This window comes from Peribacillus loiseleuriae, from assembly GCF_001183985.1.
Taxonomy (GTDB): domain Bacteria; phylum Bacillota; class Bacilli; order Bacillales; family DSM-1321; genus Peribacillus; species Peribacillus loiseleuriae.
Window position 1 is genome coordinate 2,546,625 of sequence record NZ_LFZW01000001.1, and the last position, 18,387, is coordinate 2,565,011.

17 protein-coding genes and 2 pseudogenes are annotated in these 18,387 nt (G+C 35.5%); 12 read left to right on the plus strand and 7 right to left on the minus strand.

What is annotated here, in order from left to right; translation table 11 throughout:
* The first annotated feature begins 93 nt into the window (after nucleotides 1–93).
* Nucleotides 94–681, plus strand: a complete 588-nt coding sequence (locus AC625_RS11875) for a LysE family transporter (protein ID WP_049683708.1) — start codon at nucleotides 94–96, stop codon at nucleotides 679–681.
* Between the two features lie 515 nt (nucleotides 682–1,196).
* Here the strand turns inward: AC625_RS11875 and AC625_RS11880 are convergent.
* Nucleotides 1,197–1,412 (minus strand): hypothetical protein, encoded by a 216-nt coding sequence (locus tag AC625_RS11880; protein WP_049681459.1) that lies wholly within the window; start codon nucleotides 1,410–1,412, stop codon nucleotides 1,197–1,199.
* A gap of 363 nt (nucleotides 1,413–1,775) precedes the next feature.
* On the opposite strand from AC625_RS11880, the gene AC625_RS11885 reads away from it, so the two are divergent.
* Nucleotides 1,776–2,231, plus strand: coding sequence for a hypothetical protein (locus AC625_RS11885; protein WP_049681460.1), 456 nt, complete (start codon nucleotides 1,776–1,778; stop codon nucleotides 2,229–2,231).
* A 204-nt stretch (nucleotides 2,232–2,435) separates the two neighbouring features.
* Here the strand turns inward: AC625_RS11885 and AC625_RS11890 are convergent, their stop codons facing one another.
* The 3 genes from AC625_RS11890 to AC625_RS11900 all read right to left on the minus strand — a co-directional run bounded on the left by AC625_RS11890 (nucleotide 2,436) and on the right by AC625_RS11900 (nucleotide 4,466).
* Nucleotides 2,436–2,780 (minus strand): hypothetical protein, encoded by a 345-nt coding sequence (locus AC625_RS11890; protein ID WP_049681461.1) that lies wholly within the window; start codon nucleotides 2,778–2,780, stop codon nucleotides 2,436–2,438.
* 455 nt (nucleotides 2,781–3,235) lie between these two features.
* Complete coding sequence (locus tag AC625_RS11895) at nucleotides 3,236–3,433, minus strand: hypothetical protein (protein ID WP_049681462.1); 198 nt, start codon at nucleotides 3,431–3,433, stop codon at nucleotides 3,236–3,238.
* 52 nt (nucleotides 3,434–3,485) lie between these two features.
* Complete coding sequence (locus tag AC625_RS11900) at nucleotides 3,486–4,466, minus strand: hypothetical protein (RefSeq protein ID WP_049681463.1); 981 nt, start codon at nucleotides 4,464–4,466, stop codon at nucleotides 3,486–3,488.
* A 178-nt stretch (nucleotides 4,467–4,644) separates the two neighbouring features.
* Between AC625_RS11900 and AC625_RS25835 the strand changes: the two are divergent.
* From AC625_RS25835 to AC625_RS11925, 6 genes and pseudogenes are all read left to right on the plus strand, one after another.
* Nucleotides 4,645–4,761 (plus strand): annotated as a pseudogene (locus AC625_RS25835) (recombinase family protein); the annotation flags it as partial.
* Nucleotides 4,762–4,993: 232 nt separating this feature from the next.
* Complete coding sequence (locus AC625_RS11905) at nucleotides 4,994–5,674, plus strand: HAD family hydrolase (protein ID WP_049681464.1); 681 nt, start codon at nucleotides 4,994–4,996, stop codon at nucleotides 5,672–5,674.
* Nucleotides 5,675–6,607: 933 nt separating this feature from the next.
* On the plus strand, nucleotides 6,608–7,609 hold the full coding sequence (locus tag AC625_RS11910; protein WP_049681465.1) for an LLM class flavin-dependent oxidoreductase: 1,002 nt from the start codon (nucleotides 6,608–6,610) through the stop codon (nucleotides 7,607–7,609).
* 323 nt (nucleotides 7,610–7,932) lie between these two features.
* A complete protein-coding gene (locus AC625_RS11915; protein ID WP_049681466.1) occupies nucleotides 7,933–8,472 on the plus strand; it encodes a cysteine hydrolase family protein in 540 nt (179 codons plus the stop codon).
* Nucleotides 8,473–8,712: 240 nt separating this feature from the next.
* On the plus strand, nucleotides 8,713–8,994 hold the full coding sequence (locus tag AC625_RS11920) for an ArsR/SmtB family transcription factor (RefSeq protein ID WP_049681467.1): 282 nt from the start codon (nucleotides 8,713–8,715) through the stop codon (nucleotides 8,992–8,994).
* A 612-nt stretch (nucleotides 8,995–9,606) separates the two neighbouring features.
* Nucleotides 9,607–9,846 (plus strand): hypothetical protein, encoded by a 240-nt coding sequence (locus AC625_RS11925; protein WP_049681468.1) that lies wholly within the window; start codon nucleotides 9,607–9,609, stop codon nucleotides 9,844–9,846.
* Between the two features lie 258 nt (nucleotides 9,847–10,104).
* On the opposite strand, the gene AC625_RS11930 is transcribed toward AC625_RS11925, so the two are convergent.
* Complete coding sequence (locus AC625_RS11930) at nucleotides 10,105–10,323, minus strand: hypothetical protein (RefSeq protein WP_049681469.1); 219 nt, start codon at nucleotides 10,321–10,323, stop codon at nucleotides 10,105–10,107.
* A 270-nt stretch (nucleotides 10,324–10,593) separates the two neighbouring features.
* Here AC625_RS11930 and AC625_RS11935 point away from each other — a divergent pair, with 270 nt between their 5' ends.
* Complete coding sequence (locus AC625_RS11935) at nucleotides 10,594–11,610, plus strand: VanW family protein (RefSeq protein WP_082191062.1); 1,017 nt, start codon at nucleotides 10,594–10,596, stop codon at nucleotides 11,608–11,610.
* Between the two features lie 718 nt (nucleotides 11,611–12,328).
* Here AC625_RS11935 and AC625_RS27765 read toward each other — a convergent pair.
* Nucleotides 12,329–12,604 (minus strand): annotated as a pseudogene (locus tag AC625_RS27765) (IS110 family RNA-guided transposase); the annotation flags it as partial.
* 199 nt (nucleotides 12,605–12,803) lie between these two features.
* The gene (locus AC625_RS11945; protein ID WP_245644990.1) at nucleotides 12,804–13,523 is read right to left on the minus strand and encodes a class I SAM-dependent methyltransferase; all 720 of its coding nucleotides are present in this window, start codon (nucleotides 13,521–13,523) and stop codon (nucleotides 12,804–12,806) included.
* Between the two features lie 568 nt (nucleotides 13,524–14,091).
* Here AC625_RS11945 and AC625_RS11950 point away from each other — a divergent pair.
* From AC625_RS11950 to AC625_RS11960, 3 genes are all read left to right on the plus strand, one after another.
* Nucleotides 14,092–14,316 (plus strand): heterocycloanthracin/sonorensin family bacteriocin, encoded by a 225-nt coding sequence (locus AC625_RS11950; protein WP_049681471.1) that lies wholly within the window; start codon nucleotides 14,092–14,094, stop codon nucleotides 14,314–14,316.
* A gap of 172 nt (nucleotides 14,317–14,488) precedes the next feature.
* On the plus strand, nucleotides 14,489–16,429 hold the full coding sequence (locus AC625_RS11955; RefSeq protein WP_049681472.1) for a putative thiazole-containing bacteriocin maturation protein: 1,941 nt from the start codon (nucleotides 14,489–14,491) through the stop codon (nucleotides 16,427–16,429).
* On the plus strand, nucleotides 16,429–18,369 hold the full coding sequence (locus tag AC625_RS11960) for a TOMM precursor leader peptide-binding protein (RefSeq protein ID WP_049681473.1): 1,941 nt from the start codon (nucleotides 16,429–16,431) through the stop codon (nucleotides 18,367–18,369). Before AC625_RS11955 ends, AC625_RS11960 begins: the two co-directional genes overlap by 1 nt.
* Nucleotides 18,370–18,387: the final 18 nt, after the last annotated feature.

Sequence of the window (18,387 nt, forward strand, 5' to 3'; positions counted from 1 at the left end):
TATCAGGCTATATCGTTTTGGTATTATGCTATATCTAGGAAACTCCCTATAATATGAATGATGAAAGTCATAAATTGGAGAGTGAATTTTGATATGGGAGTTCAAGTATTATTTTCATTTGTTATATACGTACTAGTAAATGCCTTTACACCCGGACCGGGTAATATACTAGCATTAAATACGATGACTAATAATGGATGGAAAAGGGGGAAACCTTTATTCTTCGGGATCTTTACTGGTTATTTTTTTGTACAAGCATTGTGTGCCATATTTATTTATGGATTAGATAACTTCATAACCCCAATAATGTCTGTCCTTACATATACAGGAGTTATTTATATTTTATGGCTTGCCTATCAGGTCGCTATTAGTAAGCCTAACAATAAAGCATCTGAGAAACAGCCTTCTTTTTGGATTGGTTTTGTTTTACAAATTGTTAATGTAAAGATATTTTTATTTGGGATTACCTCTTTAACAGGATATGTTATTCCTTATTATTCATCGTTGGGGATGCTATTATTTTTTGAAATGATCATTGCTGCAATAGGTACTCTTGCTACTGTGACTTGGATATTCTTCGGTGGATTATTCCAAAAGGCATATTTCAAACATTTTCGAGTAATAAATATTATATTGGCATTATTACTCTTGCAATGTGCAGTTGGACTTTTATTACAGTAAAGGAAAAATGGGGATTTTTAGGGATTAGATTGCTGTTTAAAATCAAACGCAAACATACAACTGTGTCATTTTTAAGAATTCCTGTTTAAAAGTCTTAACTTTTGTGTCACTTGTTAATTTTGTTACCTTGTACAACAGGGGAACAAAATTAACAAGATTAACTTTGCGTTAAACACCAATTTAGCGAAACTTTAGACAACCTAGGGAAGCAGAGAGATTTTAAACTATGCGTAAAATACAAATTTTATGCATGAATGAAAACATTAAACAAAAGGAGATAATATATAGATAATACCAGACAACATCAAGTTCACGAACAAAAATTAGAACAGTTGGTTAGGTCCTTGCCATTCTATCGTATCCGCAATCGGGAGAAATTTTTCAATAAAGAAGGTCGCATTTTGTAACCTGAACTTAGTAGAATAAGACAATATTAACGACGATAGGATACAGTGGATTGAGCTGGAGTTAAAACGCTATGTTAAAAGAGATTAATATAATTTCACTCTCTTAGTTTAATGTTTTTTGCTATTTACTTTTATTAAAATTTCTTTCCAATTAGAAGGAAAACCAATATGTGTAAAATCTATATCATTTTCATATTCTAAAATAAGTGCTTGTAAATCAGTGATAAATCTATTTCCTTCAGTTTTAGTTAACAACCTTTGAGTTATATATACTGCAGCATATATAAGCCGATTTTCAAATTTCTTTCCTTCTTCTTTAAACAAGCGGGGTTTGAATGTTAACGTTTTATTATATAAACGGCCATAGTGAGCACAATTATTTCGAACATGTGATAATGACTGTAACCAGCTTTCAATCCAAAGTATGCTCAGTACGCCTTAACCATTCTTAGAACCATTTTACAACTTTTATGGAACCTATAAATCTGCCGATGGCAAAGAACTTACTCTTGTACAAAGATTGGGAATAACCAATAAAGTCTTCGATTTGAAAGATATTATTTATCTTAGATAGTTCGCCTAATTTCAATATAAAAAAGGAAAATATTATATTTATGTTAAAATGAATTCACAAATTGTAAAACATTGTATATAATTAAGGTAAAAATTGTGTAGGAGTAAAGTTTTATGAAACGATTTTCAAAATTGATAATAGCTTTGTTTTTCACTTTTTCTTTAACAGGATGTATTGGAGAAAATTATGATTTTACCCCACCTACTGTTTCACTTTCAAATCCTAATGATACTCAAATGGAAGATTTGGAAGAAGCCAATATAAATTGGCGAGGAGAAAATAATAAACAACTCGAAAAAGAAACAAAAGACATTTTATCATTGGCAAAAGAACAAAAACAAATTTACTTTAGTGCTGGGAAACAAGTTGATTTACTATTCGACAGTGAAGATTTTGCAGTTAAAGAGTTAAATGTTTCAGTATCGCAAAATGATAAAAAGATAGATTTAGAACTGAATGATAACCGTTCCTTCGATTTTCCAAAAGAAAAAGGTAAGTATGTAATTGAGGTTAACCTTCATACTGATAGAGGGTATGCTCAATATGTAGGTAATGTTGTTATTCAGTGATAGAATGAAAAACGCTTGGATTTTCTCCAAGCGTTTTGTGTGTTAAATCGTATGCTAATTTCAAGTCAATTTACACTGCTTTTTGATACTAAAAATCCATTGTTATTTAATATTTTCTCCACATTATCTGAACTATTTCGTGTTTTTACCTGGTCCCTTGCCCTTCTATCAAACTCGCAACAATACACAGATTTTGTCTTGAGTTTAAATCAATTGAACGTAAACGTTATATTCGTGATCTGCCAAAATGTAACGACTAAATTTACCACCATAAGTTTCTTCTAAATATGATTCGACGCGACTGTGAATTTCGCGCACAACTTCACAATAAGATGCCCGATTGATACGATAATCTTCGATACCCACCTGTTTGATTACGTATATCCAACTGGGCTCAATTTGTCCAACTACTATTACCATACGCAAATCTACAAGAATGAGCTTATGAAAGTACACCTTGTTCCTATAGGCCAAGATCAAAACCTGTTCCTCGAATTCTCTCCTTTCGTCTACTAGCAAAATGTCCACATCATTTACGACTTTAATCATGCGTATCCCCCCTTCAATATTTGCCTTTAGATTAATTGAAAGTTGACTGAAAGGAAATTCATCAAAATTTAATTTTCAGCCCTGCTTTGATACGAAAAGGCACATATAAAATAAAACCATTAGCAGATTAAGCGTGTTGTTTGAAACTGACCACTTTTTCTTTGTTGGTGTGAATAGAAAGAGAAGTGGGTTGAATATAATAAGATAATAAATTTGATCATGCTTACGAAGAAAGTGAGTGGGAAATTATGCAGATATCTAAGATATATGAAAGGTATTTAAAAGGGGAGAAATTTAAGAGTATACGTGAAATTAATCTTGGAGATTTACCTATAAAACGACCAGCTGATTTAGTAGGTCGCTCACCAATTATGCAAGACCTTGCTAAAAAATATTCAAAACATTTAAATAATAAATAGACCCCCGCTTAATTGTATAAACGGGGGATGATAATATTAGTTGATTTTTTTGTATTGCGTCATTCTTATTACTAATGGATCCGTTTTACTAACATGAATGGGTCTAACTATACTACCAGTTATTTTTACTTGATTAGTTTGTTTAGCATTCCGATTAGTACTTGTTTCACCCAATTTTCTTTTTGCCCGATCTCTAATATCTTGTGTTCTAATTGGAGTTTTAGCGCTTTCCATATAGATCACTCCTTTATTCAATGATATATGAATAACCTTTCATTCGTCAAGACTAGACTCCTATTCCGTTTCCAACGTTACCATCATTGCTTGTCAAAGCCACCATATACTCGATATTTTCAATATTCTTACTGATCGTATTATGTAATAGTTCGAAAAGGTATCTGTCTAAAATGTCAAAAGGATATGTATAACTGCTAATAACAGTAACATATTCATCTACGCCGTAACAAAAATAGAAAACGAGATAATTCTTTTTAAATAAGTTTTCTTGATTATTTTTGTTGAAAATTGCAGATTCCCCTGTTTCTTTAGTTTCTTCGACTAATTCATTTAACTCTTCAGGTACAGATCCATTGTATACACTATATGAAAATGTAGCATGGAGTGGGTGGTTTTTGTATCCCGCTTGAATCTCTGCTAAAAAATATTCTAATACCTCTTTAAAATCAATAATTGAATCATTTAAAAAGTCTAGCGTTCTTCCAGCAGCATGATCACTAGCTAAATAGGCCATTAGTTTAGCTTTAGTTCCGCTGATTTCAACAGTTTCAATTGCTGCTTGCTCAATATCATCTACTTCAAATTCCATATTGAAAAACTTAAATCGTTTTAGGCGTTTAAAGGCAACAGGAATGATCAAAAATAAAAGCATCCAAATTAAAAGTAAAAAGAGACCTCGAAAGATAATTTTATTAAAGTTTGATTCTACAATAGGTTTAACTAAAATATTTAACCACGTTTCCTTCTCTGGAGTATTGCTGCTTAAAGAATTTTCAACTGCTAGAACGTCCGGTTTTGTTTCATCGCTTTTTAAAGATGGTGCATTAGAAGGCGTATGTACAGAGGATACATTCTTTTCTGACTGTAAAAAGAGTTTCTCTGGATTCTCATTGATAGTCTTAATACCAATTAGAAGGGAGGCAACCGTCATCCATGTTAAAATCAGAATAATTCCCGTAGTGTATAAATAAGGGATTAAAAAATGAATCCATTGAAAAAATGATCTTCTTTCCGCATTTTTATTATTCATGCAAGGCACAATTCTTCCTTTCCTCTTTACTATTATATCGAAATGCTTTCTATCTAATAATATTGTAAACGATTCAATATTAAAAGTTTATTATTTGGGGTTATTTGTACGGAAGAGTTAGAGCTAAGACCAGATGATGTTTTATTGGTAAATGCTTATAGATCTCCAATCAGGCATATCAACGGCTAAAGGAAGATCCTTCTTCAGATTGCTAGCCAGCATAACTGAATTAAAACGTGATATCATTAGCGAAAGAACGAAAGGTGTATTGACGGCAGCTAGAGCAAAGGGTAGAGTCAGGAAATCAAATTTACAACGATAAGTATTCTGATACAAGCAATATGAGACATTATGAATTCCTATCTAACGTTGATTTGATTATGTACCAATAGGCTTCACTCTATTGAGATTGTGAAGGGTTGTACGTAATAAACTAAGCAATTAGATAGGGATTGGTTAAGTTATCCTGCCTATATGTTACACTTTATTAGAAGTTATTTAGCAAGGGGAAAAAGGGAGAGAAAGCAATGTTACAATCACTGATTTTTGATATGGATGGAACTCTATTTCAAACAGATAAAATTTTAGAATTATCACTTGATGATACTTTTAATCATTTACGGTCACTAAATATATGGGATACAGTAACCCCTATTGATAAATACCGTGAAATTATGGGTGTACCTTTACCGAAAGTATGGGAAGCTTTGTTACCTAACCATTCCAATGAAGTAAGAGAACAAACGGATGCTTATTTTCTGGAAAGATTAGTTGAAAACATAAGGAGTGGGAAAGGTGCCTTATATCCTCATGTAAAGGAAATTTTCAGTTATTTAAAAGAGAATAATTGTTCCATTTACATAGCGAGTAATGGTTTAACGGAATATTTAAAAGCAATTGTGAGTCATTATAATTTAGATAATTGGGTTACTGAAACATTTAGTATTCAACAAATTCAAACGCTCGATAAAGGAGAATTAGTTAAAACAATTATAAAAAAATATGATATAAAAAAAGCAGCTGTAGTCGGAGACCGTCTATCTGATATTAATGCGGCCAAAGATAATGGTTTAATTGCAATTGGATGTAATTTTGATTTTGCACAGGAAGATGAACTCGCTCAGGCTGATTTAGTAATAGATGACTTAATTGAGCTAAAAACAATATTACCTAAAATGAAACAACGGAATTGTATTCTCAAAGTGTAACGGAAAAAGCATTAGAACTTGTATATGAAAACTTTCAAAAATTTAGTGATTACACAGGAGCGGGTTTAAACTGCATGTTTTCTTCTACCATGTAAGAACGATATTTTCTTACACAAACTGTGGTGAAGCAGGGCTATATGGATGGCTAACAAGGTGCTTTAATTCGACAGCGTGACCACCAAATTGGTGGTCTTTTCAATGTTCGAAAATAATTATAATCATACATTCAGAACCTCCCCCTTCTTTAACGAACTGGTTCAACGCCCTTTGATCTTTCACAATCTGGCCATATTATTGAATAAGTAGATATTTTTGAAAGGGGTTAAAAAATGACTTTAAAATGATCTGGTTTTTAATGTTTGACAAATAACGACGACGAGGAGTATTGTTATTTCTATAAATGTAGAAATAATAACGAAAGGTGAGCAAACCCGTCTATAACTTTTAAAAGAATTAGCTTCTGAATCAGAAATAGCTTGTGCAGTAATGGCTAATAAGTTAGATATTCAAGCTAATTCAACGTTAACACACCATTTAAAATTATTAAGCGATTGTGGTTGATTAAGAGTAAGAAAAGAAGGTACTTCCGTTACTATAGTCTGCTACGTACGAGATTAGAGAAATACGCTCCATTTTTAATCTTTATTTCTATATTTATATAAATATAGAAATAAAGATTTCGCAAGTTAAATGCGTCATTCAAGTACTACGTGGAAGCTTACTTCTTATATAACTCGAAGTTAAACAGGTTGTGAATGTAACCTTATCAACGTTTTAAAGAGGTATATCCGTTTGGACCTTTTTGTAGAAAATAACGTTGAGGAGCTTACGTGTAAATATTTTATTTCGAGGAATGATAGAGTGGATAACCATCTTAGTTTGTTATCTATCTTCTTAATATTACTATAGTATTAATATGAAAGGATGATATAAATGGCAAATATAAATATACCGATTTCTGTATTAAATCTCGTCCCCATCCGCCAGGGACAAAATATGAAACAGGCCATTGATGCAATGGTAGATCTTGCGCAGGCTGTAGAAAAAATGGGATATCAACGCTATTGGATTGCAGAGCATCATAATACTCCAACCCTAGTCAGTTCGTCCACGTCTATTTTGATTAAACATACATTAGAACATACCGATCACATTCGTGTCGGATCAGGCGGTATTATGCTACCGAATCATTCGCCGTTAGTCGTAGCCGAACAATTTGGAACAATGGCCACGATTTATCCCAATCGACTGGACCTTGGTCTTGGTCGAGCTCCTGGTACAGACATACTGACTGCAAGCGCGCTGAGACGTTCAAAAAATGATTCTGTCTATACCTTTCCGGAGGATGTTAAGTCCCTGCTTACTTACTTTGGTCCGGAAGAACAGCAAAGTTATGTGAAAGCTTATCCAGGTGTTGGTACAAATATCCCAATCTATATCCTGGGTTCGTCCACTGATTCCGCATACTTAGCAGCAAATCTGGGTCTGCCCTATGTATTTGCTTCCCATTTTGCATCAAAATATATGGAGGAAGCCATTTCGATTTATCATGAACGCTTCCAGCCATCGAAGTATTTGAGCCGTCCTTACATGATAGTCTGCTTAAATGTGATTGCAGGCGAAACCGATGAGGAGGCAGCAAAACTATCAACCACAATGCAACAATTTTTCCTAAATGTTATCCGTGGGACGAAAACACCGTTACAGCCGCCTGTTGATAACATGGATGAAATTTGGAATTCCGCTGAAAAAGAAATGGCCCAATCCAAGTCGAATATCATGCTATTAGGCAGTAAAGACTCTATCCGTAGACAGCTGACAGCATTTCAAGAAAAATATGATGTTCAGGAGCTGATGGTGGTTTCTTATATTTTTGATCCAGATAAACAAAAACGTTCATATGAAATATTGAAGGAAATTGTTGATGAAAATTAATTTTTATTGCCGATCTCGTTTTGCAGATTCTTTGCGTGAGAGCATTGACTGACTTAGCTTTGCAACATGGCGCAGCTTTTGGTCGACCGAAAGCCACCGTTACGGAAGAGTTTGAACAAGTATATGATCAATAGAAATCAGGAGAAATGACGGCTGTGAAGGCTATGCAAGAGATAGGCGTAAAGAAGCTGGATTTTTATAAGTTGGTTAAGAAATATGAACGATAAACTGAGAGATTATTAGATAAAGTACTCTTGTACATACGTTCAAGCGACAGATCCAATAAGAGATTTCTACGTTTAATTTTAACCTAGTTCCAACGTATGCAAAATCAAAATAATAAAACCGTGTTATTAGTAATGCATGTACAAAATGGTATTGTATCTCATTTCGGAGATACAAAAATTCTTCAACCTTTCCACAAAGCTGTAGAAGCTGCCCGTCAAAATAATATTCCAGTTATTCATGTCAGGGTCGCGTTTAGCGAGGGTTATCCAGAGGTCAACCCACACAACAAGTTAATTTCAGCAGTTAAAAATAGAGTTGGCGTTACGACTGTCTCCGATCCAGAAACACAAGTTCATGAATCTGTACAGCCTAAACCAAACGAATCGGTTGTGACGAATTATCGAATTAGCTCATTTGCTGGTAGCAATCTCGAAGTCATCCTTCGATCACAACAAATCGATACACTTGTTCTCACTGGGATTTCTACAAGTGGTGTTGTTCTATCTACATTGAAGGTACTTTCGGATGCATGTCTTGAACATGATCCTGAAGTTCAACGTGTTCTTATCGAAAAGGTATTACCTATCAAAGCAGATGTGCAGACTGTTGACGCTTGGTTAGGCACTTTGAATTGATATTAATTGTCTTAATCATCCTAAGAAAATCATGTAATGTTAAACAACAAGCGCATTTTAAAGGTTTCGTCCTAAAGTGCGCTTGTTGTTTTTTTAACACAGAGGTCTTGATCTGAAATTTCCAAAACTCTATAAAATGGTTTAAAGAGGTTCAAGCTTTAATTGTTGAAAAATAAGCACAAAGAAGTGTATAGTAACTTCTATAAATATTGAAATTAAAACAGATTAGAGGTTTTGAATGTGAACGATGAAGTGGCAGTAAAAGTATATAAAGCACTTGGTGAGCCAACTCGTTTACGACTCGTAAAAGCATTAGCTTCTGAACCGGAAATGGCTTGTGCAGTAATGGCTAATAAGCTAGATATTCAAGCTAATTCTACATTAACTCACCATTTAAAATTATTAATAGATTGCGGTTTACTAACTGTAAGAAGAGAAGGTACTTACCGTTATTATAGTATTCAACGTAATATATTAGAGATATACGCACCAACTTTAATCCCAGATAATAATTCACTCTGATTTCAATGTGATAAAATGGTATATATAATACCCAACATCACCAAAAGTGCATTGTCCACTTTTGGTGATGCTTTTTCGTTTGTACATTTATAGACTCATCTACCTTCTGTGTTCCAAAACTCGTCCTTTTCTGAACCCCTCCTCTTGGATTTGCATTCCGAGCTAAAAAAAGGATAGGTTTTGTAGCGCAGTCCAATATGACGAAAAAGGTAAAATCTAACGCACTGATAAAAATAAGGGAATCTATCAAAGCTATTCAAAAGCGACCTTGTGCAAAAATAGTTTGGCATTTTAATACGGTCGTAATGGGAATACAAAATTATTACTCAGCCGGCCATTATTACATAGAAACTAACATGATATGAATAGTTTAAGATGGACTTGAAAGCGTTTTCGATAGGAAGGTAGTTAATTATATAAAGTATGATTCGGAGAGTTTTAGATGGCAAAGAAAAAACGCGGCGATTATTGTAAAGCTTGTGAACGTTATCGAGCTAACGAAAAGTTTAGGGAAAAGGGACATAGACAAAACATTTGTAAAGATTGTAAAAAGGCAGGCAGAACAGGGGAGATAAATAGTGTTTTTTTGAAGGATCGGGTCCTAATCGCTATATGAAATCGTTAAAAGTTACATTGATCGTATTTATAAAAATGGAAGAATATTTATTTTTCGAACATATGGGGAATAGCTATGCAATGAACGCTGATTTAGAATGCACTCCCGTATTTTTCCAATATGATAAAATAGGCAAAGTGCCGTTTATGGTTGCGGATGACCTTATGTTAGATTTAGATGATGTGTATGAAGCGATATCGGTAAACTATCACCATAAATTAGAGAACGGTGATTAACTTGATTATTATGATATGTTGGAAGAGGACGAGCGGGAGTTATCATCTAAAGAGCAGAAATATCTTTCATTAGTTTCAGATCTCCAATTCATTGATCAGGAATATCGGAATAATGAATAATGAACTAAAAAATGCATTAGAGCAATTCAGATTGCTTCTGTAGTTAAAGCTGAAAATTCTCGTTGTTGTGCCCACTTTACATTTCTGTAAGGTGGGGCTTTTTATATTTATTCTACAAATAAGAGGAATTGAGATAAGTTATCGTTTTTTCTTTTTAGTATCTTTTGATATTGGTTGATTTTTATTAACTTGTTCAAAAATCACATGTACATGAACTATGTTTTCTTCAATTTTCTTAACACTTAAAACTTTTCCTTTGCGACCTTTAATTTTTATATCCTCATCCACAGAAGGAATATGTTTTAGCAGCTGACTTAATACTATAGATTTATTTTCAAAAAAATGAATTGTAACCATCTTTTGTACTCTCCTTATTATTAGAATTTATTTACAATACCTTTTTATAAAATATTGAGTAAACCTTAAATTTAGACCGAAGTCATGCATTTAAGGTTTGATTAAATTTCCTACTATCTATTGAGCTAAGTTTATATGGAATACACTAAAGGCCATTTGAATATATTGAAAAAGTCAATCTAAAAACGAAGAAATAAATAAATAAATAAATAAATAAAGGGTCGATCCAATTGTATTCATAAAGAGATATTTAAGTAGGAGGATGTAAGTTTGCGTAAATTGGCTACGATAGGTTTATTGTTAGGTAGTTTAGTTGGATTCATAGCGTTGAGCGGCTGTAGTAAAGAGGTAAGGAATGAGCAACAGTTGGAGCAGCAAATAAAAGAGTTGGAGACAAAAGTAAAAAAACAACAAAAAGCCATTGAACAGTATCAAGCTAATCTGGATCAAAAGGAAGCAAAAAAAGCTATTGAAGTAGCCATATTAGAACCAAATACAGGAAAAGTAATTAAGCGAATAAATCCAATGGAAATGGACTTTCAGAAGAATGTCGAAACTTATAAGAAAGTTATTTCCGATTGGGTAAAAGATTTAGCCAGATCTGAAAATGGTTATGACAAGAGAATGTTCCCTGATAAAATTGGCGCGGACGGAGTAATCATCAAAGGAACGCCACGTGTAATCTTATCAGAAGATGAATTAGTGAATCGAATTATGGACGCCTCAGCAAAAGGGGGGCAGGTTGAATTACCGTTAACGGTGTTTGAATCTGGATATAAGCTTGAAGAAGTAAATACGTTAGATGAAGTGGTGATAAGTTCGTTCACGACTAGTTTTGATCCAAGTGTGACCGGAAGAGTCCGAAATATTGAGTTATCATCTCAAGCTATTGATAATGTTATATTAGGAATCGGAGATGTTTTTTCCTTCAACACAGCTGTAGGAGAACGGACTGAAGTAAGAGGATATCAAAAAGCAAAAGAGATTGTGAATAAGCAAATGGTAGCAGGGATTGGCGGTGGAATTTGTCAGACATCCTCTACACTATACAATGCAGTGGACAAATTAAAGATCAAGTATGTGGAGCATCATAATCATTCACTCCATGTTGGCTATGTCCCTAAGGGAAGAGATGCAACTGTATCATGGGGAGGTCCTGATTTTCGATTTGAAAATACAGTAAATGTACCACTATTATTAAAGGCAAGTGTAGATAAAGAAAAAGGGAAAGTGACAATTGAAGTTAGATCATCAAAATTATATGCAAGTCAGATTGGAAAAATTTAATTTTCAATCTGCTTGAAAGAATTACAACAGGTTAAGACAATCGTTGCACAAACGTTAATCTATTTTTTAAAAAAGTGTTCCACTAAAAAACAAAAAAAGAAAACCACATGCTATTCATCCAAGAGAAGCAGGAGATTTTCTAAACACAATAAACATTAAGTTTTAGGAGCAATCAATCACTTTGGATGGTTACTAGCCGAGATGTTACCAGCATCTCGGCTAGTCATCTTTTGTACTATATATATTCCACATTTATTATTCATTCGAATGGCTAATTGTTATTCCAACACCGAGTTGTTCAATAACGGGTTTAATTCAAAGGTGCCATAATGGGGGATTTTGATGTTAATAAAAAAGTGGATTTGTAATAATCACTTATATGGTTGTGTATTTTGAACTTGAGGAACAAATTGAAAAAAAACCAAAGTATTCCATTTGCTGAATATAGGAAGTATATAGTCTATAGGGGGGCTGGGTCTAAAAATGATTAACTTGGATGTGAGCGCGAAATGTGAGTTGAAAACAAGAGCTTAGTAGGAAAAGGGTTATCATGTGGCATTGTCTTAAACATGAGAACCTCTCGAAAGGGAAAATCTTGTTTCTAATTTTCTTTAATATCCTGCTGACATATGAAGATCCTTCGCAAATTCATTTAACCCTTTTCCTTTTCGAACTCTTAATGCAGCCAATGTTTTTATAGGTTGCACTTTATCAGGGCAATAAGATCCATTCTTTTATCTCTTTTTGATTGGGAGTTTTCTCGGTTTTCTTTGTTCCTCTTTACAAGATGGGGGTTAACAGTTACTACTTCAATATCTTGTTCATATGGCCATTTTGATAGGTTAATCCAGTAATGATCCGTTGGTTCCATACCAACTTCATTATTATTAAAAGAGAGTGGATCACCGACTATAATCCCACGAAAGTTAACAGCACGAGCGACGTGAACTTCTTGTGCTATATCCACACCAACAACGAGATGATGATTTGAAATTCTTTAAATTAGTTGATTTTGTTTGTCTTGCATTTTGAACTTCATAGTAGAGCTTTCTCCTAAGATTGATTTTGTGTTATGTGTGTATAATCATCTTACTGAGGGGCTTTATTTTTTTCAAAGCTGAAATTTAACAATCTACAGGAAATCTAACGGGTGCGATGCATAAACAAAGCCATATTAAAGCTCTAAAAACCAACTATTTAGTACATGAAAATATTCTATAGCCCAAAACATCCTCATACTTTACTATTATATTAAAATGTTCATGCATTACCGCGTAAAGTTCAGGTTCAATATACTCTGAGTACTGGAATTCTGAATTTGTATTGTATTGGAGCATAGATTGTTTTTGCATGCGAATTTTTATATTTTTAAAATCAGTCTGTTCAAGTAAAGTGATCCAATCCTTTTCCATAAGGACGGAATCTAATCCATAAAATTGTTTTACTTCTTCCTCACTAGTTGGGGAAAGCCGTTTATTAGTGGTAAGTTCATTTGCAATAAAACGACCACCGCTTTTTAATAATCGAAATATTTCTTTAAGAGCTGTTGGCTTATTTACAAAAGAGAGAACAGATTCGGAAATAATAAAATCAAAATTCCCATCCTTTACTGGAAATTTCTCTATTGAGCCTTGAATAATTTCCACTGGTAATTGGTATTTCCTCATTCTGTTTTTTGCCTTTTCCACCATTATAGGGTTAATATCCATCCCCGTTACTTTTGCTCCGTATTGTTCAGCTAGATAGGCAGCTGTTTGGCCAGTACCACACCCTACATCTAAAATGCGGGAAGTTTTGTTAATTTCTTCAGTCTTAAGTATTTCCTTGGTTAGATCAATGCCACCAGGGTGTGCCCCTCCAACACCAAATTTGGACAAAAAATCTAAATATATCGACCTACCAATTAGAATCACCTTCTTCAATTCTTATTTGTATAAAATATGAAAATACAAATAAGATGTTCATCCCAAAATGGCATAAAGATATTTAAAACACTAAAAAGGGATACAAAAAAGGAGTGAGAGTATGTCTGGTAAGCTTGTGGTGGATTTCAATAAAAATTGGACCTCGTTTTTGAAATGATTGTTTTATTTCATATTTCTTATATGCGCATATAAAAGAACGTAAAAAAATACGGACTTAAAGGTACACCTCGTGCTCCTTAGTTCTCAAAACGTTAATAGCTACATTTCAAGGCTCTCAACCATTTTGGTTGGGAGTTTGTTTATTGCCTGAAAAATACTATGACTACATAGCACAACTCAGTGTACCTTTGAAATTTTGTGTATCTTGCTCATTTATCGTATCTTTCAACGTGAAATAGGCTCTTAATACAGTAACAACCACCTAAAAAAATCATACTTTGTTGAAGAGAGTACATGTGGTATCTGATGGTCTCAAATATAAAAAACACAAATTATCTTCATTCAGCTTTCTGTTCAGGTATTTAACCTGATTATTAAATATAAAGGAGAGAATAAAATGTATAATTTTCATAATGATCTACAAATGTTGGAAATGGGTAATTATCAAGTTGGTGAGGTAATGCCTGTAGATTATCGCCAAGAACCGTTCCAGTATAGCGATATGCGTCGTTGTGGCGGTTGCGGTCGTTGTGGCGGTTTTGGTCGTTGTGGCGGTTTCGGTTTTCGTTGTGGCGGTTGTGGTTTCGGCTGTTTTGGCTGTTTTGGGGGCTTCTTTATTTAGCTGTTGGGAGATTGGTGGTAGTTCTTCAAAAAAATTTAGGTTATTTTATGAAAGGAAGTGCCCCTGCATGCCGCAGGAGCACTTCTTTTTTTTGTTAATCATAATGGACAAATAAAAGAACATAAAATGGTAGTGCATAATTAGGAGCGATTAGAGATTAAGGAGGAGCTGAATGAAGAAACTGAACTCATACTCACGTCCCAAGGTAAAAAGGGATACATTTTATCTACCTGATCCACAAGGTGGTGTGTATTTTCGGAATAACGAAAGCTCATTCCGTATGGAGGGCGGTACAATCTATCAGTGGATTGAAAAGCTGGTACCGATGTTCAACGGGGAGCATACATTGGGAGAATTAACAGAAGGATTAACAGCCCCGTATCAGAGCAGGGTATATGAGATTGGAGAAACGTTGTACAAGAATGGCTTTGTTCGAGATGCAAGTCAAGATCGTCCACATCGATTAAAAGCAGAAGTTCTCGAAAAGAATGCTTCACAAATTGAATTTATCGAGAATTTTGTAGATTCAGGTGGATATCGTTTTCAAGAATACCGTCAGGCAAAAGTACTAGCCGTCGGATCTGGTCCCTTTATGGTTTCATTGGTCTCTGCATTAATTGAATCGGGACTTCCCAAATTTCATTTCATGGTGACGGATTCAGTGTCAACAAATTTGTTGAGGATCAATGAGTTGGTACACAATGCCAACAAGGCTGACTCTGAGGTGGAGGTAGAACAGGTACCATTTGAAAAAAGGGAGGGCAGAGGCTTTTTGCAAGAAGCTGTGCAGCCATATGATTGGATTCTATATGTCTCTCAGGATGGAAATGTAAAAGAACTTAGAAATCTAAACATGGTTTGCAAAGAACAAAAAAAGGTATTTCTACCCGCTATCTGTTTAGATCAAGTGGGGCTTGCGGGTCCTTTGGTGCATCCGGAATCGGATGGATGCTGGGAGTCCGCATGGCGCCGCATCCATCAATCTACGCTGCAAGAAGATCGGCAGTTACAAGCCTACTCATCAACAGCGGGGGCACTTTTGGCGAATATCATTGTCTTCGAATTTTTCAAGAAGGCTACAGGAATTACAGGGCAGAATAATCAAATTTACCTGCTTGGTCTTGAAACGCAAAAAGGAGACTGGATTTCATTCATCACACATCCATTGGTTAAGAATAGACGTGTTTCACCTAGATTGGTTGAAGATCTTGATATAATGCTCAAGAAAGAACGGGGTAAAAAGGAAACGTCTGAAAACCTCTTGGAATACTTCAGTCTATTAACTTCAGATGAAATAGGGATTTTCCATACCTGGGAGGAACGAAACTTGAAACAGCTTCCTCTTTCGCAATGTTATGTTCAGGCAGTAAATCCAGTGTCAGAGGGACCGGCAGACCTTTTGACAGAGGTTGTCTGTTCGGGTTTTACACATGAGGAGGTAAAAAGGGAAGCCGGACTGATTGGTATTGAAATGTATGTTTCACAAATGATCAAGGAAGCAAGCGATCAGAAAGATAAAGATGATGTGAACATAGCAGAGGGATTTATCGGCATTGGTGCAGGAGAAACAATTGAAGAGGCTGTTTGTCGTGGTCTGCAAGCCCATTTAGAGGAGGAATTGAAAAACAGAAGGATCGATCAGCGAAATACGAATTTTCATGTACAACTGGAAAAGATAGAAGATCCTCGCTGCAGGTACTATTTAAATGCCCTGACTACCTTAAATGGTGCACCAACAATCGGTCTGGAAAATGAATTGCTAGGCTTCCCTGTGGTATGTGTAAGGTCGCAGAGCCGTCGGTACACTAGCGCTGGTTTAAATACAACGTTGGCCTTACGGAGTGCATTGCAACAAGCGCTTATGGATACTCAAAACGAGGTGAATTCAACAGATCGGGAAACGGAATCAGCTGTTTCTCTGAAAGAAAAGGAAGGTAAACTCGAAATCCCTTCTTGTGAAGAAATAACACAATTGGAATTATTACAATCCTCTCTTCAAATCCTGAACGGAAACAGCAAAAGGCTCTTTGTCTATGATCTTGCATTTGAACCTTTTTTAAAGCAAGAACTGGCAGGGGTGTTTGGTGTGCAGGTACGAGAGGAGGAATCCTAATGACTGCCCATATTTTAATTGACGGACATGGTTTATTGGCGGATTTTGTCTATGATCAATTGTCCGGAAATTTTCCCGTAACACGTCAAAGCATATTAGAAGTTGTTCCTAAAGAAACAAAATTAGCTCTGGTGCTGAATGATGCCTGGCATCCATCGGTTCATCAAAAAGCGGAAGAAAAGTTAAGGGGCACAGGTATCCCTTGGCTTCGAGGGTTTGTTTCATTTGGCGAAGGAGTCATTGGCCCATTAGTACATCCCGATACGATCGGATGTTCTCGCTGTGCTGACATACGGCGAATTATAGCTGGGCCTGATCGCCAAGAAATGTGGCAGTTTCAGATGAGAATGGTTTCAGGAAAAAGTGTACAGCGAGATGCATGGGCATCACGAACGGGACTATCGCAAATGGCAACTTTGATATGTAAAGAAGTACAGCAGTTTCTTCAAGGTGAACCCAACACCTTAGAAGAAAGAGTGTTCATTACTAATCTGAGAACGTTGAAGAACTCAAGTCACCTTTTCATGCTTGATCCATTGTGCCCGTTGTGCAGTTCAATACCTGATGACACACCGGAACTAGCTCAAATTAGGTTAGAATCTAGTCCTAAATTAAATGGTGATGGTTATCGCTGCCGTTCAATGGATGAATTACAAACAGTGCTTGTCAAAGATTATCTTGATAATCGTACTGGAATCCTGAATGGAAAAATGCAAGATTTCACGCTGCCCTTTGCTGATGTTTTAATGAACATGCCACTGTTTGGAGCAGATGAGGGAGTAGCGGGAAGGTCTAATTCTTATGAAATGAGTGAGTCAACTGCTATTTTGGAAGGATTGGAACGATATTGCGGAATTGAGCCTCGAGGCAAAAGAAAGGTAGTTCGGGATAGTTATCATAATTTAGAAAATCAAGCACTAAATCCTACAATAGTCGGTTTACATGAAAAGGATCAATACGAAAAGCCTCATTTTCCGTTTAAACCGTTTAATCCTGATGATCCAATGAATTGGGTTTGGGGCTATTCGTTCATACAAGAACGCCCTATTTTAGTTCCAGAGTTACTCGCCTATTACAGTTTGGGCTATGGAGAGGGCTTTGTTTATGAAACCTCCAATGGATGTGCATTAGGGGGGAGTTTAGAGGAAGCTATTTTTCATGCTATTATGGAGGTCGTCGAGCGAGATTCATTCTTATTAACCTGGTATGCCAGGCTCCCGCTTCCTCGTCTTGATCTTAGTTCAGCTAACGATAAAGAATTACAGCTGATGGCCGACCGGATACGTGAGGTGGCGGGATATGACCTTTATTTTTACAATTCTACGATGGAACATGAGATTCCAAGCGTGTGGGCAGTGGCAAAAAATAGAAAAGCCAAGGGTGTAAACCTCATTTGTGCAGCTGGCGCTAACCCTGATCCAGTGCGGGCTGTAAAAAGTGCAATTTATGAGCTGGCAGGAATGATGTTTAGGGATGATGAAAAATTGGAGAAAAACCGGCAGAAATATGAAAGTATGTTACAAAATTCGTTCGCAGTACGTACTATGGAGGACCATGGCATGTTGTATGGTCTGCGAGAAGCAGAGGAACGACTGAATTTTTTATTGGATGATCAACGTCCATTACGTACGTTTGCTGAGGAATTCAAGCAGCCGCCAGCAAATACTGATTTAAAGGATGATCTTCAAGATATTCTTAATAGGTTCCGCCGGTTAAACCTCGAAGTCATTGTGGTTGACCAAACAACACCTATAATCAAACGAAATGGATTATTTTGTGTAAAGGTCTTGATTCCTGGAATGTTACCAATGACATTTGGGCATCACCTTACCCGTGTGAAAGGGCTAAAGAGGGTGCTTACGGTACCAATGCAACTAGGATTTAAGAAGATGCCGTTATCGTTTGAACAGCTTAATCCATATCCTCATCCGTTTCCATAATAGAAGAGTAGGAGGACA